Raw genomic sequence first — 21528 nt, forward strand, 5'->3', positions numbered from 1 at the left:
GCCGGCCAAGGCACCGCAGGTGCCCGTATGGGATGCAAGGGTGCGACCCCTTGCCCGCCGACAAACCCGCAGGACAGCGGGTTTGGACGCCGGGTTTCCCGGCGCCCCGAAGGGGTGAGCCCCATGGACGGGGCGAATCAAGGCGAAGTCATCCGTCTATCGCCGCGCAGCGGCTTTCCCATCAAAATTCTTCAACAAATTGTAACAAAAAGGCGCCGTCCCTCCCGGAACGGCGCCTTGCGATCACATCATTCGACGACGGATCAGCAGAGTCCTTCCCAGCAGAGTTCCAGGTGTTTCTCCTCGATTCGTCGGGTGGCCAGACTGACGCCCACGGCCAGGACCAGAGAGACGGGCAGGGCGACCACGTTGGGGTCGACCCACTGCATGAGCCACGCCCAGGAACCGGGCGCGGCGTCGGCCACCAGGGTGGCCTTGCCGAACATGGCCTGGCACAGGCCGATGAAGCCCGCTTCCTTGACGTGGACGAAGAGCAGCCAGAACATGGAGAAGCAGAACCCGCCTACCATGGAGACCTTGGCTCCGGCCTTGGTCATGCCTTTCCAGTACAGCCCGAGCACATAGATGGGCAGGAAGGAGGCCGCGCACAGGCCGAAGAAGAAGGCCGTGGCCCGGGCGATGACCCCGCCGGGCAGCAGCCAGGCCCAGACCAGGGTGGCGATGATGGCCACGGTCACGCCGAGGCGGTTCAGCTTCATGGACGAGCCGTTGTTGCCCACGCTCACGTACTGCTCCAGGAAGTCGCGGGAGAGCGAGGTGCCGCCCACGTGGTACTGGGAGCTCATGGTCGACATGGCCGCCGCGAACATGGCCACCAGGAACAGGCCGGAGAACCAGCCGGGCATGACCTTGTCGATGTACATCGGGATGATGGTGTCGAAGTTGCCCCCGGCCATGGTGATGGCGATCTTGCCGAACTTCTGGAAGAAGACCACGTTGGACAGGGCCCCGGTGACGAAGGCCACGCCGGTCATGAGCAAGATGAAGACCCCGCCGATGGCCACGGCGCGATTGAGCTCGCGGTCGCTGGGCACGGTCATGTAGCGGATGGCCAGCTGGGGCTGGGCCAGCACGCCGATGCCCACGCCGTAGATGATGGTCGTGTACACGGTCAGACCGATGGGCGACTGGAGGTTCGGCCCCGTGGTCCAGCCCGTGAGCCCGCCCTTGGCCAGATTGGCCGGGATCTGGGCGACCATGTCGGTCAGAGCCTGGTGGGCCTCGGTCACGCCGCCGAGCAGGGCGTAGGTGGTGACGATGAGGATGAGCATCATGACCGCCATGATGGTCCCTTGGAACGCGTCGGTGTACATGACGGCCTTGAGCCCGCCGGTGACCACGTACAGGGCCACGATGGCGGTGACGATGAGCAGCCACGCGCCGTAGTTCACGGCCGGGAAGGCCACCTCGAGCATGCGGCAGATGCCGATGAGCACGGCGGCCGCGTAGACCGGGATGAAGACAAAGATGACCACGCCGGAGAACTGCTGGATGAACTTCGAGCCGTACCGCCTGCCCAGGAACTCGGGGAAGGTGTGCGCGTCGAGCTTGAGCCCCATGCGCCGGGTACGCTTGCCGAAGAATACCATGGCCACGAAAATGCCCACGAAGATGGTCAGGAAGGTCAGCCAGAGCAGGGACATGCCGAACATGCCCGAGACGCCGCCGAAGCCGACGATGGCCGAGGTCGAGACGAAGGTCGCCCCGTAGGACATGGCCAGGACGAACGGGTTCATGCTGCGACCGGCGAGCATGTAGTCCGTGGACTCCCTGGTCTTGAGCCAGGCCCGGTAGCCGAGGTAGAAGATGATCCCGAGATAGATGAGGACGCCGATGATCTTGCCGGTCATTGGTTGCCTCCTCCGGTTTTGTCGGTGCCCTTGTTGTTCCAGTTCACAATTCCGTAAACGACGCACAGCACCGTGGCCCCCACGGATAGCCAGAAGGCCAGCGCGATCTCTACACTCCCCAATCCAAGCATCATGATGTTGCCCCTCGGTTGCGGGCCTCAAGCGCTTGGGCCGCAAACAAAAAGGGCCGCAAGCTTGTCGCCTGCGGCCCTGGTTGTGGATGAAACTACTGGTCAGCTACACGCACACCTTAAAACCGCAGGCGCTTCTAAAAAAGCGAAAGCTAAAAAAGAAAAAGAAGCGGATGCGGTTCATGTGCGGTTGCATGGTCGTTTCTTAAGCCGTGAAGCCCACGAAAGTCAAGGGATATCGGACGTTGCGTAGAGCAAGGGCGCTCCTGGATTCGGAGGCCTTCGATCGAGACGTTTAGGGTATTGGTCAAGACGCTTTCCAAATATATACATCACAAGTAAATTCAACAAGTTGAAACGGCCCTTGACAGGTAATAGGCGGATGTGTTTTGGTGACTCCCCTTTGCTATTCGGTATTATTGCCCGAATTGTGAAAGTTTCGGAGACGAGCTTCGACCATCTTGTCCGCGAGATGACTTTTTTGGCAACTAACGAGAGAGGATACCTGTCTTGCTTTTTCAGCCCATCAACAAGAATTACCATGAGTTCTGTATCGAACGGGACCCGGAGCTGTGCATCAACTGCAAGGTCTGCGTCCGCCAGTGTTCGTACGAGGCTCACTATTGGGATGAAGCCCGGCAAAAGGTCATGCACGACAACGCCAAGTGCATCGGCTGTCACCGCTGCGAGGCCCTTTGCCCGACCGCGGCCCTGAACATCGTCAAGAAGCGCTCGGACTTCCGGACGAACAGCCTGTGGCGCCCGGTGTTCCTGCAGAACATCTACAAGCAGGCCGACACCGGCGGGGTGCTGCTGGCGGGCATGGGCTCCCCGGTGGACATCCCGGTCTACTGGGACAGCATGCTGCTCGACGCCAGCCAGGTGACCAACCCGTCCATCGATCCTCTGCGCGAGCCCATGGAGCTGAAGACCTTCCTGGGCGCCAAGCCGCGCAGGGTGGAGCTCAAGACGGACAAGAAGACCGGCAAGACCTCGCTCAAGACCAAGCTCACCCCGCAGCTCGAACTGGACGTGCCGATCATGTTCGCGGCCATGAGCTTCGGGGCCATCAATTTCAATCTGCACCGGGCCATGGCCCGCGCGGCCACCGAATGCGGGACCTACTACAACACCGGTGAGGGCGGCCTGCACAAGTCCTTATATAAATACGGCGAGCACACCATCGTGCAGGTGGCCTCGGGTCGCTTCGGCGTGCACCGCGACTACCTCCGGGCGGGCGCGGGCATCGAGATCAAGGTGGGGCAGGGCGCCAAGCCCGGCATCGGCGGGCACCTGCCCGGCGAGAAGATCAACGACAAGGTCTCCGAGACCCGCATGGTCCCCATCGGCTCCGACGCCATCTCCCCGGCCCCGCACCACGACATCTACTCCATCGAGGACCTGCTCCAGCTGATCTACGCCCTGAAGGAGGCCTCGGAATACAAGGCCCCCATCTCGGTCAAGATCGCGGCCGTGCACAACGTGGCCGCCATCGCCTCGGGCATCGCCCGGGCAGGCGCGGACATCATCACCGTGGACGGCATGCGCGGCGGCACGGGCGCGGCCCCGGCCATGATCCGCGACAACGTGGGCATCCCCATCGAGCTGGCCCTGGCCCAGGTGGACCAGCGGCTGCGCGACGAGGGCATCCGCAACAACGTGTCCATCGTGGCCGCCGGCGGCATCCGCTGCTCCGGCGACGTCATCAAGGCCATCGCGCTCGGCGCGGACGCCGTGTACATCGGCACGGCCACGCTGATCGCCGTGGGCTGCACCATCTGCGGCCGCTGCTACACCGGCAAGTGCCCGTGGGGCATCGCCACCAACGACCCGAAGCTGTCCAAGCGCCAGAACCCGGACATCGCTGCCAAGAAGCTGTCCAACCTGATCCACGCCTGGGGGCATGAGATCGAGGAGATGCTCGGCGGCATGGGGCTCAACTCCATCGAGTCCCTGCGCGGCAACCGCGACAAGCTCAGGGGCGTCGGCCTTTCCGACACCGAACTCGACATCCTCGGCATCAAGCATGCCGGTCGCTAAGCGGAGGACATCATGAAGAGAGTCTATCCGGACAAGGAATACTGCATCGGCTGCCACCTCTGCGAAGTGGCCTGCATCACCGCCCACTCAAAGTCCAAGGACGCGATCATCGCCTTCCGGGAGGAGCAGGGCAAGGACGGGCTGACCGCCTGCAAGAAGGTCTTCGAGAAGGGCGACATCTGCGTGGCCATCTCCTGCCGCCACTGCGACGAGCCGTCCTGCGTGGCGGCCTGCATCTCCGGCGGCCTGCACAAGGACCCGGAAACCGGCCGCACGGTCTACGACCGCGAAAAGTGCGTGGGCTGCTGGTCCTGCCTGATGGCCTGCCCGTACGGGGCCATCAAGCGGCACCCGAACGAGAACAAGATCGTCAAATGCGACCTGTGCCAGGGGCGCGAGGGCGGTCCGGCCTGCGTGGCCGCGTGCCCGAACCAGGCCCTGAAATACGAGGAGAGATAGGGAGCGACCATGAAATACGTCATCATCGGCAACGGCATCGCCTCCATCGGAGCCATCGAGGGCATCCGCAAGGTCGATACCGAAAACGAGATCCTGGTCATCGGGGCCGAGGACGCCCCGGCCTACGGCCGCCCGCTCATCTCCTACCTGCTGGCGGGCAAGATCGGCCCGGACCGGCTGTCCCTGCGGCCCCAGGAATTCTACGAGAAGAGCAACGTCTCCCTGATGCTCGGCACCAAGGTCACCGGCATCGACGCCAAGGCCAAAACCGTGACCACGGACAAGGGCGAGAGCGTGGCGTTCGAGAACCTGCTCATCGCCACCGGCGGCATCCCGTTCACCCCGCCCATTCCGGGCTCCGACGGCTCGGACGTCTACAACTTCACCAACCTGGCCCACGCCCACACGCTCATCTCCAAGGCCAAGGAGATAAAGCGGGCAGTGGTCATCGGCGGCGGACTCATCGGCCTGAAGGCCGGCGAATCCCTGTTCGACCGGGGCGTGGACGTGACCATCCTGGAGCTCTCGCCTCGCATCCTGAGCCTGGCCTTTGACGAGAACGCGGCCGCCCTGGCCGGCTCCCGCCTGGCCGAGGTGGGCCTGAACGTGCGCTGCGGGGTGTCCGCCAAGGAGATCCAGCGCGACCACGACGGCAACCTCAAGGGCGTGCACCTGACGGACGGCGACTTTTTGCAGTGCGACGTGGTGGTCATCGCCATCGGCGTTGTCCCCAACTACAACCTGGCCAAGGAGGCCGGGATCGCCGTGGACCGGGGCATCAAGGTGGACGACCACATGCGCACCAGCGCGGCGGGCGTGTTCGCGGCGGGCGACGTGGCCCAGGCCAAGGACCTCCTGTTCGGCGACGATCGGGTCATCCCCATCTGGACCAACGCGTACAACCAGGGGTTCTGCGCGGGCAAGAACATGACCGGCGAGGACGTTCCCTTCACCGGGTCCCTGTCCATGAACTCCATTTCCTTCTACGGGCTGCCGACCATCTCCGTGGGCACGGTCAACCCGCCCGAGGGCGACCCGTCCTACGACACGGCCACCTTCCTGGATGAAAAGAAGAAGAGCTACCGCAAGCTCGTCTTCCACAACGACCGCCTGGTCGGCTACGTGCTGGTGGGCGACATCGACATGGCGGGCATGTACACCGCCTTCGTCAAGTTCCAGCTGGCCGTGCCCGAGGACGCCAAGAAGCAGATCCTGGCCGGAGCGCCCGACGTGCTCATGTGGCCGGACGAGTTCTTCAAGGAAACCTGGAACCCCGGCGTCGTCGAGCCCGACTAGAGGAGGCTGTTGAAAAACGCACGGTTGCTTCGTTGCGCAAAAGAGACAAACCCTCACGTACTGCCAGGTACGCTTCGGCCTTGCCTCTTTCCCGCGCCTCGCACTCGCACATTTTTGAACAGCCTCTAATGAGGAGAAATTATGAAAGCACCTGAAAGATATTATGATTTCCAGAAGGATATCTCCGGTTGCGGGATATTCGGCGTGATCAACAAGAAGCGGGGCCTGATCCCGGGCGACATGCCCATCCAGGCCATGACCTGCATGCACGACCGGGGCAACGGCCTGGGCGGCGGTTTCGCGGCCTACGGCATCTACCCCGAGCACGCCGAGAAATACTGCTTCCACATGATGTGCGACGACGACGCGGCCATCAAGGGCTCGGAAGAGATGATCAAGCAGTACTTCGACCTGCACTTCTACGAGCCCATCCCCACCCGCCGGACCCTGGCCATCGCCAATCCGCCCAAGTTCAACCGCTACTTCGTGACCGTGCCCGAAAAGCCGCGGAACGAATTCCGCGAACTGCCGGAAGAGGACTACGTGGTGGCCGTGGTCATGAAGATCAACACCTCCGTGGGCGGGGCCTTCGTGGTCTCCTCGGGCAAGAACATGGGCGCCTTCAAGGGCGTGGGCTTCCCCGAGGACATCGCCGACTTCTTCCGCCTGGAGGAGTACAAGGCGTACATCTGGACCGGCCACAACCGGTTCCCGACCAACACCCCGGGCTGGTGGGGCGGGGCGCACCCGTTCACCATCCTGAACTGGTCCATCGTGCACAACGGCGAGATATCCTCCTACGGCATCAACCGCCGCTACCTGTGCGAACACGACTACCTCTGCACCATGATGACCGACACCGAGGTCGTGGCCTACGAGCTGGACATGCTCATCCGCAAGCACGGCCTGTCCTGGGAGATGGCGGCCAAGGTCTTCGCCCCGCCTTTCTGGGACGAGATCGAGCGCATGGACGCCGAGGACAAGGAACTCTACACCACCTTGCGCGCCACCTACGGCCCGGCCATGCTCAACGGCCCGTTCGCCATCCTGGTGGCCGACAACACCCGGCTCATGGGCCTCAACGACCGCATCAAGCTCCGGCCCCTGCTGGTGGCCGAAAAGGACGACATGATCTTCATGTCGAGCGAGGAATCGGCCGTGCGCGATGTCTGCCCGGAACTGGACCGCGTCTGGATGCCCAAGGCGGGCGAACCCGTCATCGTGGACCTGGAGGATTAGATGGCAGCCAAGAAAAAACAGAAGACCCTCACGGCAGGGCGGACGTACTACAGGCAGTTCAACGAGGAAATCCGCGCCCTTGTCGCGGACGGGGTGACCGATTTCGTCATCAAAGAGTGCAACGGCCAGCGCTACCTGGTCACCGCGCTGGACGGCGAACTGAACTTCGACATCTTTGGTGTTCCCGGCCAGGACCTGGGCGCGTTTATGCGCGGCCCCAAGGTGCGAGTGCACAACAATGCCCAGGACGGCGTGGGCAACACCATGGACAACGGCCGGATCATCATCGAAGGCCTGGCCGGCGACGTCATCGGCTACGCCATGCGCGGCGGCGAGATATTCATCAAGGGCGACGTGGGTTACCGCGTCGGCATCCACATGAAGGCGTACCTCGACCACCAGCCCAAGATCGTGGTCGGCGGCAAGGCCGGAGACTTCCTCGGTGAGTATATGGCCGGTGGAATTATTTTGCTCTTGGGTATGTTTTCTGATAAGCCTGATGCGCCCATTGCGGGACGGAGTCTCGGAACGGGCATGCACGGCGGCGTGATCTACGTCCGCGGTTCCGTTCCCGAAGACCAGCTCGGTCCCGGGCTGACGGCCAACCCCGTGGACTCCGACGACCTCGAGGTCATCGAAGGGTTGGTCAACGAATACGCCAAGGAATTGAAGCTGGACAGCAAGGCAATTTTAAGCGAGAACTTCGTGAAAATTCGTCCGTTTTCGCACAGGCCGTACGGTAACCTGTACGTCCCTTGCTAGACGGCGGGGAAGATACAACACTCATTACCTCTGGAGGAACCAATGTTCTTCGATTCCGTAGCCTACGCCATGGCTCCGCCCGCGGGTGGCGATGGTGGCGCCGCAGGCGGCCTCGGCGGCATTCTCGGCGGCCCGCTGCCCATGCTGGTCCTGATGTTCGCCATTTTCTACTTCCTTCTCATCCGCCCGCAGCAAAAGAAGCAGAAGGCTCACAAGGCCATGCTCGATGAACTCCGCAAGGGCGACAAGGTCTGGACCAACGGCGGCATCCTCGGAACCATCACCGATATCGATGGCGACAACCTGACCATCGAGATCGCCTCCGGCGTCGACGTTGTCATCAAGCGCGGTTTCGTTGCCGACAAAGAGGGCGGCGCTCCCGCGGTGGACAAAAAGAAGAAGAAGTAGGTTCTTGCACCAGCACCTGAGACTTCCGTGCGGATCGGACCACACGCATAACGTGGCCCGGTCCGCGCTTGCGTTTGTCGGTGGAGCCCTCAGGCAGGCAGCAACCAGTTTGTATTACAGGGAGATTTCATGCAAAGTTTGCGTTTGAGAGCCATCCTCGCTCTCTTTATCGTACTCGTGGGGCTGGCCTTCATGCTCCCGTCCCTGCCCGGGGTCAAAGACTCCGCCCTCGGCAAGATTCTGCCGGGCAACGGGATCAACCTCGGCCTCGACCTCAAGGGCGGTATCCATCTGACCCTCGGCGTGGACATGAAAACGGCCATGGACAACAACCTGGCCCGCCTCGGCGACGACCTCAAGGCGTCTGCCCGTGAACAGGAAGTCTACATCCTGCGCCCGACCGTCCTGAACGAAACCGAAATTGAAGTCACGCTCATCAAGGCCGAACAAAAGGACGCCTTCGAGAGTGTGATCAAGGATTACACGCCGTTCGCCATCGAACAGAGCACCCCGCTTGACGGCGACAAGGTCAAATACGTTCTGTCCATACCGGCCAAGTACCGCAGCGAGATCGAAAAGCTGACCATGGACCAGGCCATCAAGACCATGCGGAACAGGATCGACCAGTTCGGCGTGGCCGAGCCGGACATCCGTAGGGAGCAGGGCAACCGCATCCAGGTCCAGCTGCCCGGTCTGAAGGACCCCGAGCGGGCCATCAAGATCATCGGGCAGACCGCGCACCTCGAATTCAAGATGGTCGACGACACCGCCGACCTGAAAAAGGCGCAGCAGGGCATCCTGGCCCCCGGCCGCGAGATCGCCAAGCTCCAGCACCGCCAGCCCAACGGCAGCTACACCGAGTCGGACATCGTTCTCAAGAAGGACGCGGTCCTCACCGGCGAATACGTGTCCGACGCCCAGGTCCGCCTGGACCAGTGGAACAACGCCTACGTCGCGCTGACCTTCAACGCGCGCGGCGCCAAGATCTTCACCGACCTGACCGCGGACAACGTCAACAAGCGCATGGCCATCGTCCTGGACGGCAAGGTCTATTCCGCGCCGGTCATCCGCGAACGCATCTCGGGCGGCAAGGCCTCCATCACCGGCAACTTTACCCGTGAAGAGGCCCGCGACCTGGCGGTCGTGCTCCGCGCCGGCTCCCTGCCCGCGCCCGTGACCATCCTCGAACAGCGCGCAGTGGGCCCGTCCCTGGGTCAGGAATCCATCAACAACGGCATCCTGTCCGCCATGGTGGGCATGGCCGCCGTCCTCGGATTCATGGTCCTTTACTACGGCTTCGGCGGCATGGTCGCCGACATCGTGCTCGTCCTGAACATCATGCTCATCATGGGCGGTCTGGCCGCGTTCGGCGCGACCCTGACCCTGCCGGGCATAGCCGGTATCATCCTGACCATCGGTATGGCGGTCGACGCCAACGTCATCATCTACGAACGCATCCGTGAGGAACTCAGGCGCGGCTTGTCCGCCAAGCAGTCCGTGGCGGAAGGATATGGCAGGGCCACCCTGACCATCCTCGACGCCAACGTCACCACGGTCATCGCGGCCATCATCCTGTACCAGTTCGGTACGGGACCCATCCGCGGCTTCGCCGTCACGCTGACGCTCGGCATCATCTCCTCCATGTTCACGGCCATCTTCGTGTCGCGCATCCTGTTCGATTTGTACCTGAAACACCGCGCCGACAACGCGAAGCTGAGCATCTAGGGGGAGACGACTATGGGACTTCAAATAATCAAACCCGATACAAAGATCGACTTCGTAGGCATCCGCAAACTCGCCTTCATCCTGTCGGCGGTCCTCATCCTGGCCGGCCTCGGCTCCCTGATAATCAAGGGCGGCCCCAAGTACGGCATCGACTTCGCGGGCGGCATGATCGTCCAGGTGAAGATCGACAAGGCCATCGGCGTGGGCGACATCAAGGACGCGGTGGAAGAACTCAAGCTGCCCGGCCTGGTCGTCCAGACCCTCGGTCTTGAGGGCGACCACGAATACCTGATCCGCACCTCCTCTTCGAACATCACCTCCGAAGAGGTCCGGGCCAAGATCGGCCAGGCGTTGACCACCAACCTCAAGGCGGGCTTCGAGATCCAACGGCTCGAAATGGTCGGCCCCAAGGTCGGCGCGGACCTGCGCTCCCAGGCCCTTGAGGCCCTGTTCTACGCGGTCCTGCTCATCGCCGTGTACATCTCCGGCCGTTTCGAGCAGCGCTGGACTGCGGCTGCGGTCATGGCCGCCGCCCTGGCCGGCGGCGTCTACGGCATCGGCCTGCTCGGCCTCGACATGGGCTGGCTCATCCTGGCCGCCCTGGTCATCACCCTGGGGCTGTGCTGGTACCTCAAACTGAACTACGCCCTGGGAGCGGTGGTGGCGCTGATACACGACGTGATGATCACGGTCGGCCTGTTCTCCATCATGAACAAGGAATTCGACCTGACCATCATCGCGGCGCTGCTGACCATCGTGGGTTACTCGCTCAACGACACCATCATCGTGTTCGACCGCATCCGCGAGAACACCATCGCCAAGCAGGGCAAGCTGTCCTTCGGCAAAATCATCAACCTGTCCGTGAACCAGACCCTGTCGCGCACCATCCTGACCTCGGGCACCACGCTCCTGGTCGTGCTCTGCCTGTACGTCATGGGCGGCTCGGTCATCCACGACTTCGCCCTGGCGCTGCTCATCGGCATCACCGTGGGTACCTATTCCTCCATCTTCGTGGCCAGCCCCATCCTCTACGGATTCGGCCCCAGCGAAATCCGGGAGGAAGACGACGCCTAACCGCTCGTTATCCGCAAATACGAAGAGGAGGGCCGCATGGTCCTCCTCTTTTTTTATTCCACCGGCAGCGGCGCCCGCCGCTTCTCGGAGACTCCATTGTGGCCGAGGGCGCATTGGGTTACCTCATGGAGACGGAGCAGCCATATGAAGGACTTGAAGGCCATAGCCACCGGTACCCACGGCGTATACGAGCGCAACGCCGTACAATTCGATCAGGAGCGCACCAAGAGATTGTTCGAGCGCAGCTGGCTGGAAAAATTCGAGGAGCTGCTGCCCGAAAACGCTTCCATCCTGGATGTCGGTTGCGGGACGGGCGAGCCGATCGCGCGGTATTTCATCGAGAAGGAATACGATCTGACCGGTGTGGATTACGCGCAATCCATGATCACGCTGGTCGGACGGCGCTTCCCGGAACAGCGCTGGCATCAAGCGGACATGCGTGAGCTTGATATGGGCCGGCGGTATGACGGCCTGCTGGGCTGGCACAGCTTTTTTCATCTGTCCCGCGAGGAGCAACGGGCGGTGCTCCCGTGCTTCTCCCGCCACCTCAACCCCGGCGGAGTGCTGCTGCTCACCGTGGGGCCGGAGGAAGGGGAGTGCGGCGGCCACGTCGCCGGTCAGGACGTCTATCACGCCAGCCTGTCGCCGGAGGAATATCGGAACATCCTGGAGAAACTGGATTTCAAGATCGAGGATTTCGTGTTTGAAGACCCCGAATGCGGTTTCGCAACCATCCTTCTGGCAAGGAAAAGGGACTGACGCCACCTCTGGGGATTCGGTTCCCTCCGTCTGTGGGACAATGATACGGCCGCAAGCCCCAAAAAAAGCCCCTCCGGCATGGCCGGAGGGGCTTTCTATAGTCAATCAATCAGCGCTTAGTCGAGCTGGCTGATGAGGTATTCCTTGATCTCGTTGATGGACTTTTCGCCGTCGAGCTGGATGTACTTGAAGTCGGCGCCTTTGAGATTCTTGAAGTAGTTGCAGGCGGCCATGGTGCCGGTTTCTTCATCGTAGTAGATGTTGTGACGGACGTCGATGGCGCCTTCGTCCTGGTCGTCCTGGCGGGCGGTCAGGGCGCCGCCGCAGACGCGGCACTTGTCGCCGTCGGGGGCGATGGCCGGGATGCCGACGTTGTTGGGGTGGTTCGGATTGTTCTCACACAGACGGCGACCCATGATGCGGGCCTTGGCGATCTCGCGGGGCAGCTTGATCTCGATGACGTAGTCGAGCTTCACGCCGTCCTTCTGCAGGGCTTCCCAGAGTTTTTCGCCCTGAACCAGGGAGCGGGGGAAACCATCCAGGAGCCAGCCGCTCTTGGAATTGGAAAGCACATCCAGGACCATGGGAATGGTGATATCATCAGGAACCAGTTCGCCCTTGTTGATGTACTCCTTGGCCTTCATGCCCAACTCGGTGCCGCCGCCGATGTGCTTGCGGAAGATGGCGCCGGACTCGATGTGGTCCAGTTTGTACTTGTCCTTGGCGATGTCGCCCTGGGTGCCTTTACCGGAGCCGTTGGGGCCGAAAATCAGAATATTCATAATTCCTCCTGATGATGAAAAAGCGAAATGCCGACAGGCCATTCCGACACATTGTGCAAAAGATCACATGCTCTTATACCGGGCCAGCCCGGAAGTCAATGCTTGGCGGAGAAAACCACGCCCGATGCGGTGATTGTGGCGGTCTTGTCGCCGGGGAACTGGAAGACCGCGGTATTGCGTTTATCCCGCCATGCCTCGTCGAGCTTGAACAAAGTGTCGGCCAGGGCCTGGCCCGGTCCGAGGCGGTCCAGGCACGCCTTGTACAGGTGCAGCCGCTCCGCCTTGTGCAGGGATTCGAGGCGGGAATTATCCAGGATTTCACAAGCCCCGGACTCGAGCTGTTCCCAGAAGTCCTGCTCCACGCGGCCGATGCGCCACAATCGGGCCACCGACTGCCAGAAGGCCGGGTTCTCCTTCTCGATGAGCGGCAGGATCTCGTTGCGCACGCGGTTGCGGGTCATGGACGAGTCGGCGTTGGACGCGTCCTCGCGCCAGCCGACGCCCACGTGGGTGACGAACGCCTTGAGGGTGGACTTGGGGATGAGCAGCAGGGGGCGGATCAGGGCGCGCGCGGGGTCGAAACCGGCCATGCCGGACAGGCCGGGCCAGCCCGTGCCCCGGATCAGGCGCATGAGCACGTCCTCGCTCAGGTCGTCCAGCTGATGCCCCAGGGCTACATAGTCGTACCCGCCGGACTCCCGCACCTCGGCGTAGAGCCGGTAACGCGCCTCGCGCCCGGCCTCCTCGAGCCCCACGCCGCGTTCCTCGGCCAGCCGGGCCACGTCACGCGACTCGACCGCGCAGTCGATGCCGAGGGCTCCGCACAGGGCGCGGGCAAAGTCGGCGTCCAGGGCGGATTCCGGGCGCAATTGATGGTCGAGATGGACCGCGCCGACAGTGAAGCCGACGCGCTTGGAAAGGTAGTGCAGGACCAGGAGCAGGGCGGTGGAGTCCACGCCGCCGGACAGGCCGACCAGGACGCGGCGCCCCTCCAGGTCGATGCCGAGTTCCTCTTCGACGAACCGGCCCGCGTACAGGCAGAAATGCGCCCACTTGGGCAGGAGGTCCTGCAGGGTCTGCGGGATGTCGGCGGGCGCGCTGGTCATGCTAGACGGAGACTTCCAGCTCCTCGATGAACTGGTCGAGGTATTCGATCATGTGCTTGCGCTGGGCCGAGTCGGCGTAGGATACGCAGGAGCAGCGGATCTTGTTCCGGGCGCGGACGAGCAGCTCCAGACGCAGGCTGTTCTGGTCCGGGGAATCCACGGCCTCCAGGGCCATGAAAAAGGGGCCGCATTCGCCCAGATGGGCCTTTTGCTCTCCCTGGAGCAGGTCCTCGGGCAGGGGCAGGTAGTAGATGCCGTCGATGGAGCCGCGCAGGCCGAGCTCGTCAAAGGCGTCGATGATGGTCCGGTAGTCCTTGTCGTTCAGGTCTTCTATGAGATAGGTGCGCATTATTGTTCCTTTTTAGAAATTTCGATGTACTGCTCGATGTCCTCGGGGGCGCAGGTCGCCGTCTTGCGGTCCAGATGGGCGTCTTCCGGCACGGACTCGTCGTCCAGGTTGAACATCCGCCGGGCCAGGTCGATGAACCGCTCGGCCGAGCCCTCTTCCTGGGTGCGGCGCTTGAGAAAACAGATGGGCTCGTGCAGGGACTTGTGGGCGATGGACAGGACCAGCCTTTCCAGGGCGTTGCGGGTCCCGTCGTTCACCGGGCCGATCTTTTTGAGGGTCTTGGCCAGCTCGCGCATGGCCACGTCCTCGGACTTGCCGACCAAGTCCACGATGGTGGGCTGAATATTGAGCGAATTGAGCCAGTTGCCGAAGGTCTCGGTCTCCAGGTCCACCACGGCGCGGGCCTTGGTGGCCTCTCCCTGGCGCTGGGCCATGTTCTCGTCCACCACTTCCTTGAGGTCGTCGATGTCGTAGAGATAGACGTTGTCCAGGGTGTTGACGTCCGGGTCGATGTCGCGCGGCACGGCGATGTCGATGAAGAACATGGGCTTGTTCTTGCGCTTGCGGAGCACGGCCTTGACGTCCTTGGCCTTGATCACGGCCACGGGGGAGCCGGTGGAGGAGATGACGATGTCCACCTCGTGCAGCCGGTCCGGCATGGCCTCGATCTGAATGGGCTCGCCGCCCAGGCTCTCGGCCAGGTCCTTGGCCCGTGACAGGGTGCGGTTGGCGATGATGATCTCCTTGACCCCGTTGCGCAGCAGGTGCATGGCGGCCAGCTCGGCCATCTCGCCCGCGCCGACCAGCATGGCCCTGGTGGGCTTGAGGTCGCCGAAGATCTTGCGCGCCAGCTCCACGGCCGCATAGCTGATGGACACCGCGCTCGAAGCGATGGCCGTCTCGGTGCGGATGCGCTTGGCCACGGAAAAGGACTTGTGCAGCAGCCGGTTGACGATGGTCTTGGCCGTCCCCTTGTCCACGGCGGACCGGTAGGCGTCCTTGAGCTGGCCGAGAATCTGCGGCTCGCCCATGACCATGGAATCCAGCGAAGAGGCCACGGTGAAGAGGTGCCTCACGGCGTCCAGGTCCGCATACTGGTAGAGGTTCTCCACCAGCAGCTCGGGCGAGCCGTTGCACGCCTCGGCCCAGTAGCCGACTATGGCGTCCATACATTCCCGCGCCGGGACCTTGCGGGCCACGGCCACGATCTCCACCCGGTTGCAGGTGGACAGGGCCATGCACTCCAGCACGGGACAGTGGGCCATGAGGCCCTGTTCGAAATTCTCGACGTCGGTCAGGGCGAATTTCTCGCGCACTTCCACGCCCGCCGTGCGGTGGTTGAGGCCTATGAGGATTATCTGCTTGTTCATGGTGCCGCCCTGAAGGTGATGGCGTGGTGAATGAGAGAGATGCACATCCCGGCAAAGACCCAGATGGCCAGGATGGCGGGCTTGCGTCCACGCCAGCCGAGCACCACGCGCTGATGGAAGAGAAATGCGTAGAGGAACCAGACCGCCAGGGAGCCGATTTTCATGATGTCCCAGGTAAAGGGCTTGAACGGGGCTATCAGGTACCAGCTGAAGGTGGAGAAGATGCCCAGGGTGTAGAGCGGGAACCCAATCAGCACGGCCCAGCGGTTGACGGTGTCGAACTTGTCCAGCGAGGGAACCGCGTTTCCTATGGCCGACAGCCCTTCCTTGGTCTTGAGCTTGTGATTGTAATAGAGAAAGGCCACGCCCGCGCCGAACGCCATCATCAGCGCCCCGAGGGTGAGCACGAGAGAGCCGATGTGCAGGCCGAAGAACAGGGCGGTCAGCCTCGGCGGCCAGATCACCCGGATGCCGCCCAGGGCCAGGGAGGCGATGAACAGCAGCAGGGCGAAGGGCAGGGCGGTGATGGCCAGGTACTCCAAGCGCAGCCGCCACCACAGGAAGAAATACACGGCCAGAGCGCACCAGCCAATGATGTTGAAATAAAAATTGCCGCCGCTCAGGACAGCCGGATCACGGCTCAGGGTCAGCCCCAGGTCCACGGTATTGAAGGTGAAGCCGAGGACGGCGAGCCAGATGGCGATGCGCTTGAGCCTGTCGTTCTCCGTGAACAGGGAGGTCAGGAACAGCACGGTGCCGAGCGCATAGAGCGCGATGATCACTATGTGGAGCGATTCAAACAAGCCCATCAAGCAACTCCGGGATGTTGTCGTGCAACGGGTCGGGCAACGATTCTTTAAGAATTTCCGTGGCCGCGTCAAGGTCGTGACCCTTCATGGCGTCGAGCAGGGCGGAATTGACCAGGGAGCGGAAGACCGCCGTGTTATCGGCCGTGGTCAGCCCCAGGGAGAGCATGAGCGGCCGGATGCGGCCCATGGCGGTCAGCAGGTGGGCGTACTCGTCACCGAAACTCTCCTGCAATTCCTTGCGGATGCGCTTTGCCATGGCCGGGCTGCGGCCCGCCGTGGAGATGGCCACCGTCAAATCCCCGCGCTTGACCGTGGCGGGCACGATGAAGCTGCACTTCTCGGGCTGGTCCACGATGTTGCACAGGATGCCCCGGTCGCGACACAGGTTGCTGATGCGCCAGTTGACCTCCTCGGAAGAGGTGCAGGCAATGACCAGGAATTTCCCGTCCAGGTCCGTGTCCGCGAACTCGCGGCAATGAAAATCCACGTTGGGCAGGGCCGTGACCGAGTCGAACTCCGGCCCCGGCTCGCGGGTGTCGATGATGGTCACGTGACCGGCCCCGGAATCGATCAGGGACTGGATCTTGCGCTTGCCGACCTCGCCCGCGCCGATCACCAGACAGCCCTTGTTTTCCAGGTTCACGAAGATGGGGTAATATCGCATGCGTCTTGATAACCAATGCGCGCAAACATGTAAAATGGGAAATTGCCCGGTTCTTGCAAGAATCATTGGAATTACGCTAGTGTTTTGACACGCGCGAAACAACATGAAGAATTACCTCGTCATACAACTCGCCCGGTTCGGGGACCTGATCCAGACCAAGCGGCTGCTCGCAACCCTTGCGGCACGCCCCGAGGCCACGGTCCACCTGTGCCTGGACGCTTCCCTGGCCCCCCTGGCCCGGCTGGTCTATCCCGACGCGGTCCTGCACCCGATCACGGCTCACGGCACGGGATTGAGCAACGGTGAGGCCTCGCTCAGGATGCTCCTGGACAACCGGCGCGCCTTTGCCGAGCTGGCGGCCCTGAACTTCGAGGCCGTCTACAATATCAATTTTTCGGCCCTGAACTTCCGCCTGGCCGCCCTGTTCGATCCCGAGAGGGTAGAAGGGTACGCGTGGCGCAACGGCCAGGAGATCACCGGCCGCTGGCCCGCCATGGCCATGCGCTGGTCCGGCTTCCGCCGGTTGGGCATGAACCTGGTGGACTTCTGGGGCGCGTACTGCCCGGACATGCTCCCCGCGCCCGCGATCAACCCCGAGGCCACTCCCAAGGGCGGCGGCATCGGCGTGGTCCTGGCCGGGCGCGAATCCCGGCGCTCGCTGCCCGCGCCGTTGCTGGCGCAGATCACGGCCACCCTGGCCGGTTCGCGCAAGACGCGGTCCATCAAACTCCTGGGCGGACCGGCCGAACGCGCCGCAGGGCAGGCCGTAGCCAAGGAACTGCCCGCAAACCTGCAAGCCGTGACCGAGAACCTGGCGGGCCGGACGGACTGGCCACAGCTGGTGGACGTCGTCGACGGCCTGGACCTGCTGATCACCCCGGACACAGGGACCATGCACCTGGCCGCCCATCTGGGCACGCCCGTAGCCGCCTTTTTCCTGTCCTCGGCCTGGTGCTTCGAGACCGGCCCCTACGGCCTCGGGCACACGGTCTACCAGGCCGTGACCGACTGCCTGCCATGCCTGGAAACCGCGCCGTGCCAGGAAAACGTCAAGTGCCTGAACGGATTCGCCGACCCGGGCTTCCGCCGTTTCCTGGCCACGGGCAAGGCCGAACACGCGCCCCAAGGGCTCCTGGCCCTGCGTTCCGCGTTCGACGGTCTGGGCCAGACCTACGACCCCTTTGCCGGGACCGATACGGACGCGCCCAGGCGGGCCGTGCTGCGCAATTTTCTCCTCCACCACCTGACCGGTGCGGAACCGCGCTTCGACCGGCTGGAACAGGCCTTTGCCGGGCAACTTTACCGGGAAAAGGATTGGATGACCGCTGAAAAGCCCTCAAAGGCACAGGAATAACCTCATGGAAACGCTCCGTATTCTCGTCGTGTTGCCGCTCTACGGCGGCTCCCTGCCCATCGGCCGGTACGTGGCCTCGGCCCTGAAGCAGGAAGGGCACCTGGCCGAGGTCTTCGAGGCCCCGGACTTCTACCCGGCCTACACCGCCATGAACGACCTCAAGGTGACCACGGACCGCCTGGATTACTTGCAGAATTCCTTCCTGAACGTTATCAGCCAGGCCATCCTGGCCAAGGTCGAGACCTTCGAGCCGGACCTAGTCCTGGCCATGGCCCAGGCTCCGCTCAATCCGCAGGCCCTGAAACGGCTCAAACGCGACGGGGTGGCCACGGCCATGTGGTTCGTGGAGGACCACGACCTGTTCACCTATTGGAAATCGTTCGCGCCCCTGTACGACGTCTTTGCCGTGATCCAGAAAGGGCAGTTCTTTGAGGACCTTGCGGACATCGGCCAGGAGAACGCCCTGTACCTGCCCCTGGCCGCCCAGCCGGATTTTCACTGCCCGGTGGAGTTGAGCCCGGTGGAGCGGCGCAAATTCGGCTCCGAAGTCTCGTTCATGGGCGCGGGCTATCCCAACCGGCGCAAGGCCTTCCATGAGCTGGTCAATTTCGACTTCAAGATCTGGGGCACGGAGTGGGAGGGCGACCACGTGCTCGAACCGCTGGTCCAACTCAAGGGCGCACGCGTAACCTCCGAGGATTGCGTGAAAATATTCAACGCCACAACCATCAACCTGAACCTCCACTCGTCCATCCAGGCCGACGCACTGGTCACCTTCGGCGACTTCGTCAACCCGCGCACCTTCGAACTGGCCGCCTGCGGTGCGTTCCAACTGGTGGACAAACGCACCCTCATGGAGGAGGCGTTCACGGAGGAAGAATTGGCGACCTTCTCGTCAATCGAAGAGCTCATCGAAAAAATTGAATATTTTTCCTCGCGACCAGAGGAGCGCCAGGCCTTCGCCGACCGGGCGCGGGCCCGCGCCCTCAAGGACCACACCTATGCGCAGCGCATGCGCACCCTGCTCGAATTCACGGCCGAGCGCATTCCGGGCTGGCCCACGTCCCGCGAAGGCTCCCCGGTATTCGGCCAGGACTATCCGCCCGAATTGCAGGCGGACATCCGCGCGCTCCTGGCCCGGCTCGGCCTGCCCGAGGACGTGGCCTTCGAGGATCTGGTCTGGGCGGTCCGGCAGCAGCGGGGCAGGCTGGACGACCTGGATACGGCCATTCTTTTCCTGGACGAGTGGCGGAAACTGTACCGGAAGCAGTCCTGAAAAAGCTGAAGTAGCTCATGAAGAAAAGGCCTGGTTGAAATTTCAACCAGGCCTTTTCATTGGGCAAATTATCGCTGCTTCTTGAATTGCCGCAGCCAGGCGGTAAGCCGGGGTTCCTCGCCCTGGTCCTTGGGATGATAGAACTTGCGGCCCAGCAGTTCGCTCGGCAGGTAATCCTGATCCGCCCACCCCTTGGGGAAGTTGTGGGGGTACAGGTAGCCGCGCCCGTAGCCCCATTCCCGCTGCAGGGAGCTGGTCGCGTTGCGCAGATGCAGGGGCACCGCAAAGGTGCCGTTCTCGCGGACCTCCTTCTGGGCGGTGCGGTAGGCGGCGTAGGTGGAATTGCTCTTGGGCGCCAGGGCGAGATAGACGGCGGTCTGGGCCATGGGGATGAGCCCTTCGGGCATGCCGATGGCCTCCACGGCCTGATGGCAGGCCACGGCCTGGTTCAGGGCGAACGGGTCGCCGAGCCCCACGTCCTCCGTGGCCGAGATGATCAGCCGCCGGGTGACGAAACGCGGGTCCTCGCCGCTCTCCAGCAGACAGGCCAGGTAGTACAGGGCCGCGTCCGGGTCCGACCCCCGGATGGACTTGATCATGGCCGAGACCAGCTCATAGTGCGAATCGCCGTCGCGGTCGCCCCGAACCACGATCTCGGGCAAAGACTCGCGCAAACACTCCGGGCAGCGCCTTTCCTTGGGCAGCTCCGCCGTATACTCCAGCAAATTCAGCAGGGTGCGCGCATCGCCTCCGGCCATGGCCGCGAGCATCCTGTGGCTCTCCTCCTCAAGCTCCACGCCCAGTTCCTGGGCCCCGCGATGGGACACGCCCACCAGTTCCTCGCGGCTGAGCTGGCGCAGACGCAGGACGTGCAGCCGGGAGAGCAATTGGCGGGTGACGCTGAACGAGGGGTTCTCCGTGGTGGTGGCCAGCAGGGTGATTTCGCCGCTCTCCAGGATGGGCAGGAAGAAGTCCTGCTGGGCCTTGGAGAAGCGGTGCAGCTCGTCGAGAATGAGGATTTCCTGGCCGGGCAGCATCTTGCGCAGGGCGGTCAACCCCGCCTCGGGCGCGCTGACCCGCAGGTATTTCTTGCCCGTCAACTGGGCCAGGAGCAGGGCCAGGGTGGACTTGCCGCAGCCGGGGGGGCCGAAGAGCAGCAGGCTGGGCATGCGCTTGGACTGGGCAAAGGCATCGATCCGGTTGCGGATGTGGCCCTGGCCCACGAAATCGTCCATGGTGGCCGGACGAATCCTGTCGGCAAGCGGTTGGCTTTCTTCTATTTCCAGCTTCATGACCTGTCCTGTGCGCCGAACATGGCGAGACTCAAACAATACACGGCGGCGGTCTCCCAGCGCAGGATGGAGGGGCCGAGCGTCACCGGTCCGAATCCGGCATGGATCAACTTGTCCGCCTCCACGGGGTCGAAGCCGCCTTCCGGTCCGATTACTACAAGAGTGCGCCCTTTGGAAAGCATGCCCGGCGACAGGGGTGTGGTGGCCTCTTCGGCCTCCCAGGCCAGGTAGCAGCGGTCGAACTCCCCGGCCATGGCCAGGAGGCCGTCCACGCCGCCGGACACGGTGTCGAGCTCGGGCAGCCGGACGACTCCGCACTGCTTGGCCGCCTGGATGAACTTCTCGTTCCAGGTCGCCTTGGGGTCCTCGGGGAGGGCTCCCTGGCTGCGTATGGCCTGCCAGAAGATCACGCCACGCCCCTGGAGTTCTACGACTTTTTCCAGAAGATAGTCCCGCCGCTTGGACTTGCCCCAGCCGATGGCCAGGGTCAGTCCGCCAGCCGGGGCAGGGTGCTCGGCCAGTTCCAGGGCCTCGAGTTCGGCCCGGTTTTTGGCGATGTCGCGCACCGAGAACAGCCCGTCGCGCCCCTGTCCGTCGAAGAGCCGGACCGTCTGCGCCTTTTCCGTGCGCAGGATGGTGCCCATATGCCGGGCTTCGGGCCCGGTCAGGCGGACCACGTCGCCCACGCGGGCGGGCCACTGGTCGGTGGGGAGATGGAAGGTGTTCAGTCGCGCCATGTCGGGACCCGAAAAAAAAGCCGGG

General features: G+C 63.1%; 21 protein-coding genes. 11 read left to right on the top strand and 10 right to left on the bottom strand.

All coding sequences use genetic code 11. The features are described from left to right. Positions 1-263 precede the first annotated feature (263 nt). Both AB6M95_RS02775 and AB6M95_RS02780 read right to left on the bottom strand, forming a co-directional pair. On the bottom strand, positions 264-1871 hold the full coding sequence (locus tag AB6M95_RS02775; RefSeq protein WP_371385205.1) for a sodium:solute symporter family protein: 1608 nt from the start codon (positions 1869-1871) through the stop codon (positions 264-266). Continuing rightward, on the bottom strand, positions 1868-2005 hold the full coding sequence (locus AB6M95_RS02780) for a symporter small accessory protein (protein WP_371385206.1): 138 nt from the start codon (positions 2003-2005) through the stop codon (positions 1868-1870). The genes AB6M95_RS02775 and AB6M95_RS02780 overlap by 4 nt, the downstream gene beginning before the upstream one ends. Before the next feature lie 507 nt (positions 2006-2512). On the opposite strand from AB6M95_RS02780, the gene AB6M95_RS02785 reads away from it, so the two are divergent. The 9 genes from AB6M95_RS02785 (at position 2513) to AB6M95_RS02825 (ending at position 11764) form a co-directional block, all read left to right on the top strand. Next, positions 2513-4042, top strand: coding sequence for a glutamate synthase-related protein (locus tag AB6M95_RS02785; protein ID WP_371385207.1), 1530 nt, complete (start codon positions 2513-2515; stop codon positions 4040-4042). Positions 4043-4054: 12 nt separating this feature from the next. Beyond that, positions 4055-4501 carry a 4Fe-4S dicluster domain-containing protein gene (locus AB6M95_RS02790; protein WP_371385208.1) on the top strand — a complete coding sequence of 149 codons (447 nt, stop codon included), beginning with the start codon at positions 4055-4057 and terminating at the stop codon, positions 4499-4501. 9 nt (positions 4502-4510) lie between these two features. Beyond that, positions 4511-5797, top strand: coding sequence for an NAD(P)/FAD-dependent oxidoreductase (locus tag AB6M95_RS02795; protein ID WP_371385209.1), 1287 nt, complete (start codon positions 4511-4513; stop codon positions 5795-5797). 141 nt (positions 5798-5938) lie between these two features. Continuing rightward, entirely contained in the window at positions 5939-7036 is a 1098-nt protein-coding gene (locus tag AB6M95_RS02800) for a class II glutamine amidotransferase (protein WP_371385210.1), read from the top strand. Further along, entirely contained in the window at positions 7037-7798 is a 762-nt protein-coding gene (locus tag AB6M95_RS02805; protein ID WP_371385211.1) for a GltB/FmdC/FwdC-like GXGXG domain-containing protein, read from the top strand. A gap of 42 nt (positions 7799-7840) precedes the next feature. After that, positions 7841-8206 (top strand): preprotein translocase subunit YajC, encoded by a 366-nt coding sequence (gene yajC / locus AB6M95_RS02810; protein WP_371385212.1) that lies wholly within the window; start codon positions 7841-7843, stop codon positions 8204-8206. 129 nt (positions 8207-8335) lie between these two features. Then, positions 8336-9931 carry a protein translocase subunit SecD gene (gene secD, locus AB6M95_RS02815; protein ID WP_371385213.1) on the top strand — a complete coding sequence of 532 codons (1596 nt, stop codon included), beginning with the start codon at positions 8336-8338 and terminating at the stop codon, positions 9929-9931. Positions 9932-9943: 12 nt separating this feature from the next. After that, positions 9944-11005, top strand: coding sequence for a protein translocase subunit SecF (gene secF, locus AB6M95_RS02820; protein ID WP_371385214.1), 1062 nt, complete (start codon positions 9944-9946; stop codon positions 11003-11005). Positions 11006-11149: 144 nt separating this feature from the next. Continuing rightward, the gene (locus tag AB6M95_RS02825; protein ID WP_371385215.1) at positions 11150-11764 is read left to right on the top strand and encodes a class I SAM-dependent DNA methyltransferase; all 615 of its coding nucleotides are present in this window, start codon (positions 11150-11152) and stop codon (positions 11762-11764) included. 116 nt (positions 11765-11880) lie between these two features. On the opposite strand, the gene AB6M95_RS02830 is transcribed toward AB6M95_RS02825, so the two are convergent. From AB6M95_RS02830 to AB6M95_RS02855, 6 genes are all read right to left on the bottom strand, one after another. Next, positions 11881-12546: an adenylate kinase gene (locus AB6M95_RS02830; RefSeq protein WP_371385216.1), complete on the bottom strand. Its 666-nt coding sequence runs from the start codon at positions 12544-12546 to the stop codon at positions 11881-11883. A 95-nt stretch (positions 12547-12641) separates the two neighbouring features. Then, on the bottom strand, positions 12642-13652 hold the full coding sequence (tilS, locus tag AB6M95_RS02835; RefSeq protein ID WP_371385217.1) for a tRNA lysidine(34) synthetase TilS: 1011 nt from the start codon (positions 13650-13652) through the stop codon (positions 12642-12644). Position 13653: 1 nt separating this feature from the next. Further along, a complete protein-coding gene (locus tag AB6M95_RS02840; RefSeq protein WP_371385218.1) occupies positions 13654-14001 on the bottom strand; it encodes a hypothetical protein in 348 nt (115 codons plus the stop codon). Continuing rightward, entirely contained in the window at positions 14001-15371 is a 1371-nt protein-coding gene (gene hemA / locus AB6M95_RS02845) for a glutamyl-tRNA reductase (RefSeq protein WP_371385219.1), read from the bottom strand. The genes AB6M95_RS02840 and hemA overlap by 1 nt, the downstream gene beginning before the upstream one ends. Further along, entirely contained in the window at positions 15368-16180 is an 813-nt protein-coding gene (locus tag AB6M95_RS02850) for a cytochrome C assembly family protein (RefSeq protein ID WP_371385220.1), read from the bottom strand. Before AB6M95_RS02850 ends, hemA begins: the two co-directional genes overlap by 4 nt. Continuing rightward, positions 16167-16844 (bottom strand): precorrin-2 dehydrogenase/sirohydrochlorin ferrochelatase family protein, encoded by a 678-nt coding sequence (locus AB6M95_RS02855; RefSeq protein WP_371385221.1) that lies wholly within the window; start codon positions 16842-16844, stop codon positions 16167-16169. Before AB6M95_RS02855 ends, AB6M95_RS02850 begins: the two co-directional genes overlap by 14 nt. A 103-nt stretch (positions 16845-16947) precedes the next feature. Here AB6M95_RS02855 and AB6M95_RS02860 point away from each other — a divergent pair, with 103 nt between their 5' ends. Both AB6M95_RS02860 and AB6M95_RS02865 read left to right on the top strand, forming a co-directional pair. Beyond that, entirely contained in the window at positions 16948-18198 is a 1251-nt protein-coding gene (locus AB6M95_RS02860; RefSeq protein WP_371385222.1) for a glycosyltransferase family 9 protein, read from the top strand. Between the two features lie 4 nt (positions 18199-18202). Beyond that, positions 18203-19474: a CgeB family protein gene (locus AB6M95_RS02865; protein WP_371385223.1), complete on the top strand. Its 1272-nt coding sequence runs from the start codon at positions 18203-18205 to the stop codon at positions 19472-19474. 68 nt (positions 19475-19542) lie between these two features. Here AB6M95_RS02865 and AB6M95_RS02870 read toward each other — a convergent pair whose 3' ends face one another. Both AB6M95_RS02870 and AB6M95_RS02875 read right to left on the bottom strand, forming a co-directional pair. Next, positions 19543-20766 carry a replication-associated recombination protein A gene (locus tag AB6M95_RS02870; RefSeq protein ID WP_371385224.1) on the bottom strand — a complete coding sequence of 408 codons (1224 nt, stop codon included), beginning with the start codon at positions 20764-20766 and terminating at the stop codon, positions 19543-19545. Beyond that, complete coding sequence (locus AB6M95_RS02875) at positions 20763-21503, bottom strand: RsmE family RNA methyltransferase (RefSeq protein WP_371385225.1); 741 nt, start codon at positions 21501-21503, stop codon at positions 20763-20765. The genes AB6M95_RS02870 and AB6M95_RS02875 overlap by 4 nt, the downstream gene beginning before the upstream one ends. Positions 21504-21528 lie beyond the last annotated feature (25 nt).

Origin of the sequence: Pseudodesulfovibrio karagichevae (assembly GCF_041414475.1) — a bacterium.
Classification (GTDB): domain Bacteria; phylum Desulfobacterota; class Desulfovibrionia; order Desulfovibrionales; family Desulfovibrionaceae; genus Pseudodesulfovibrio; species Pseudodesulfovibrio karagichevae.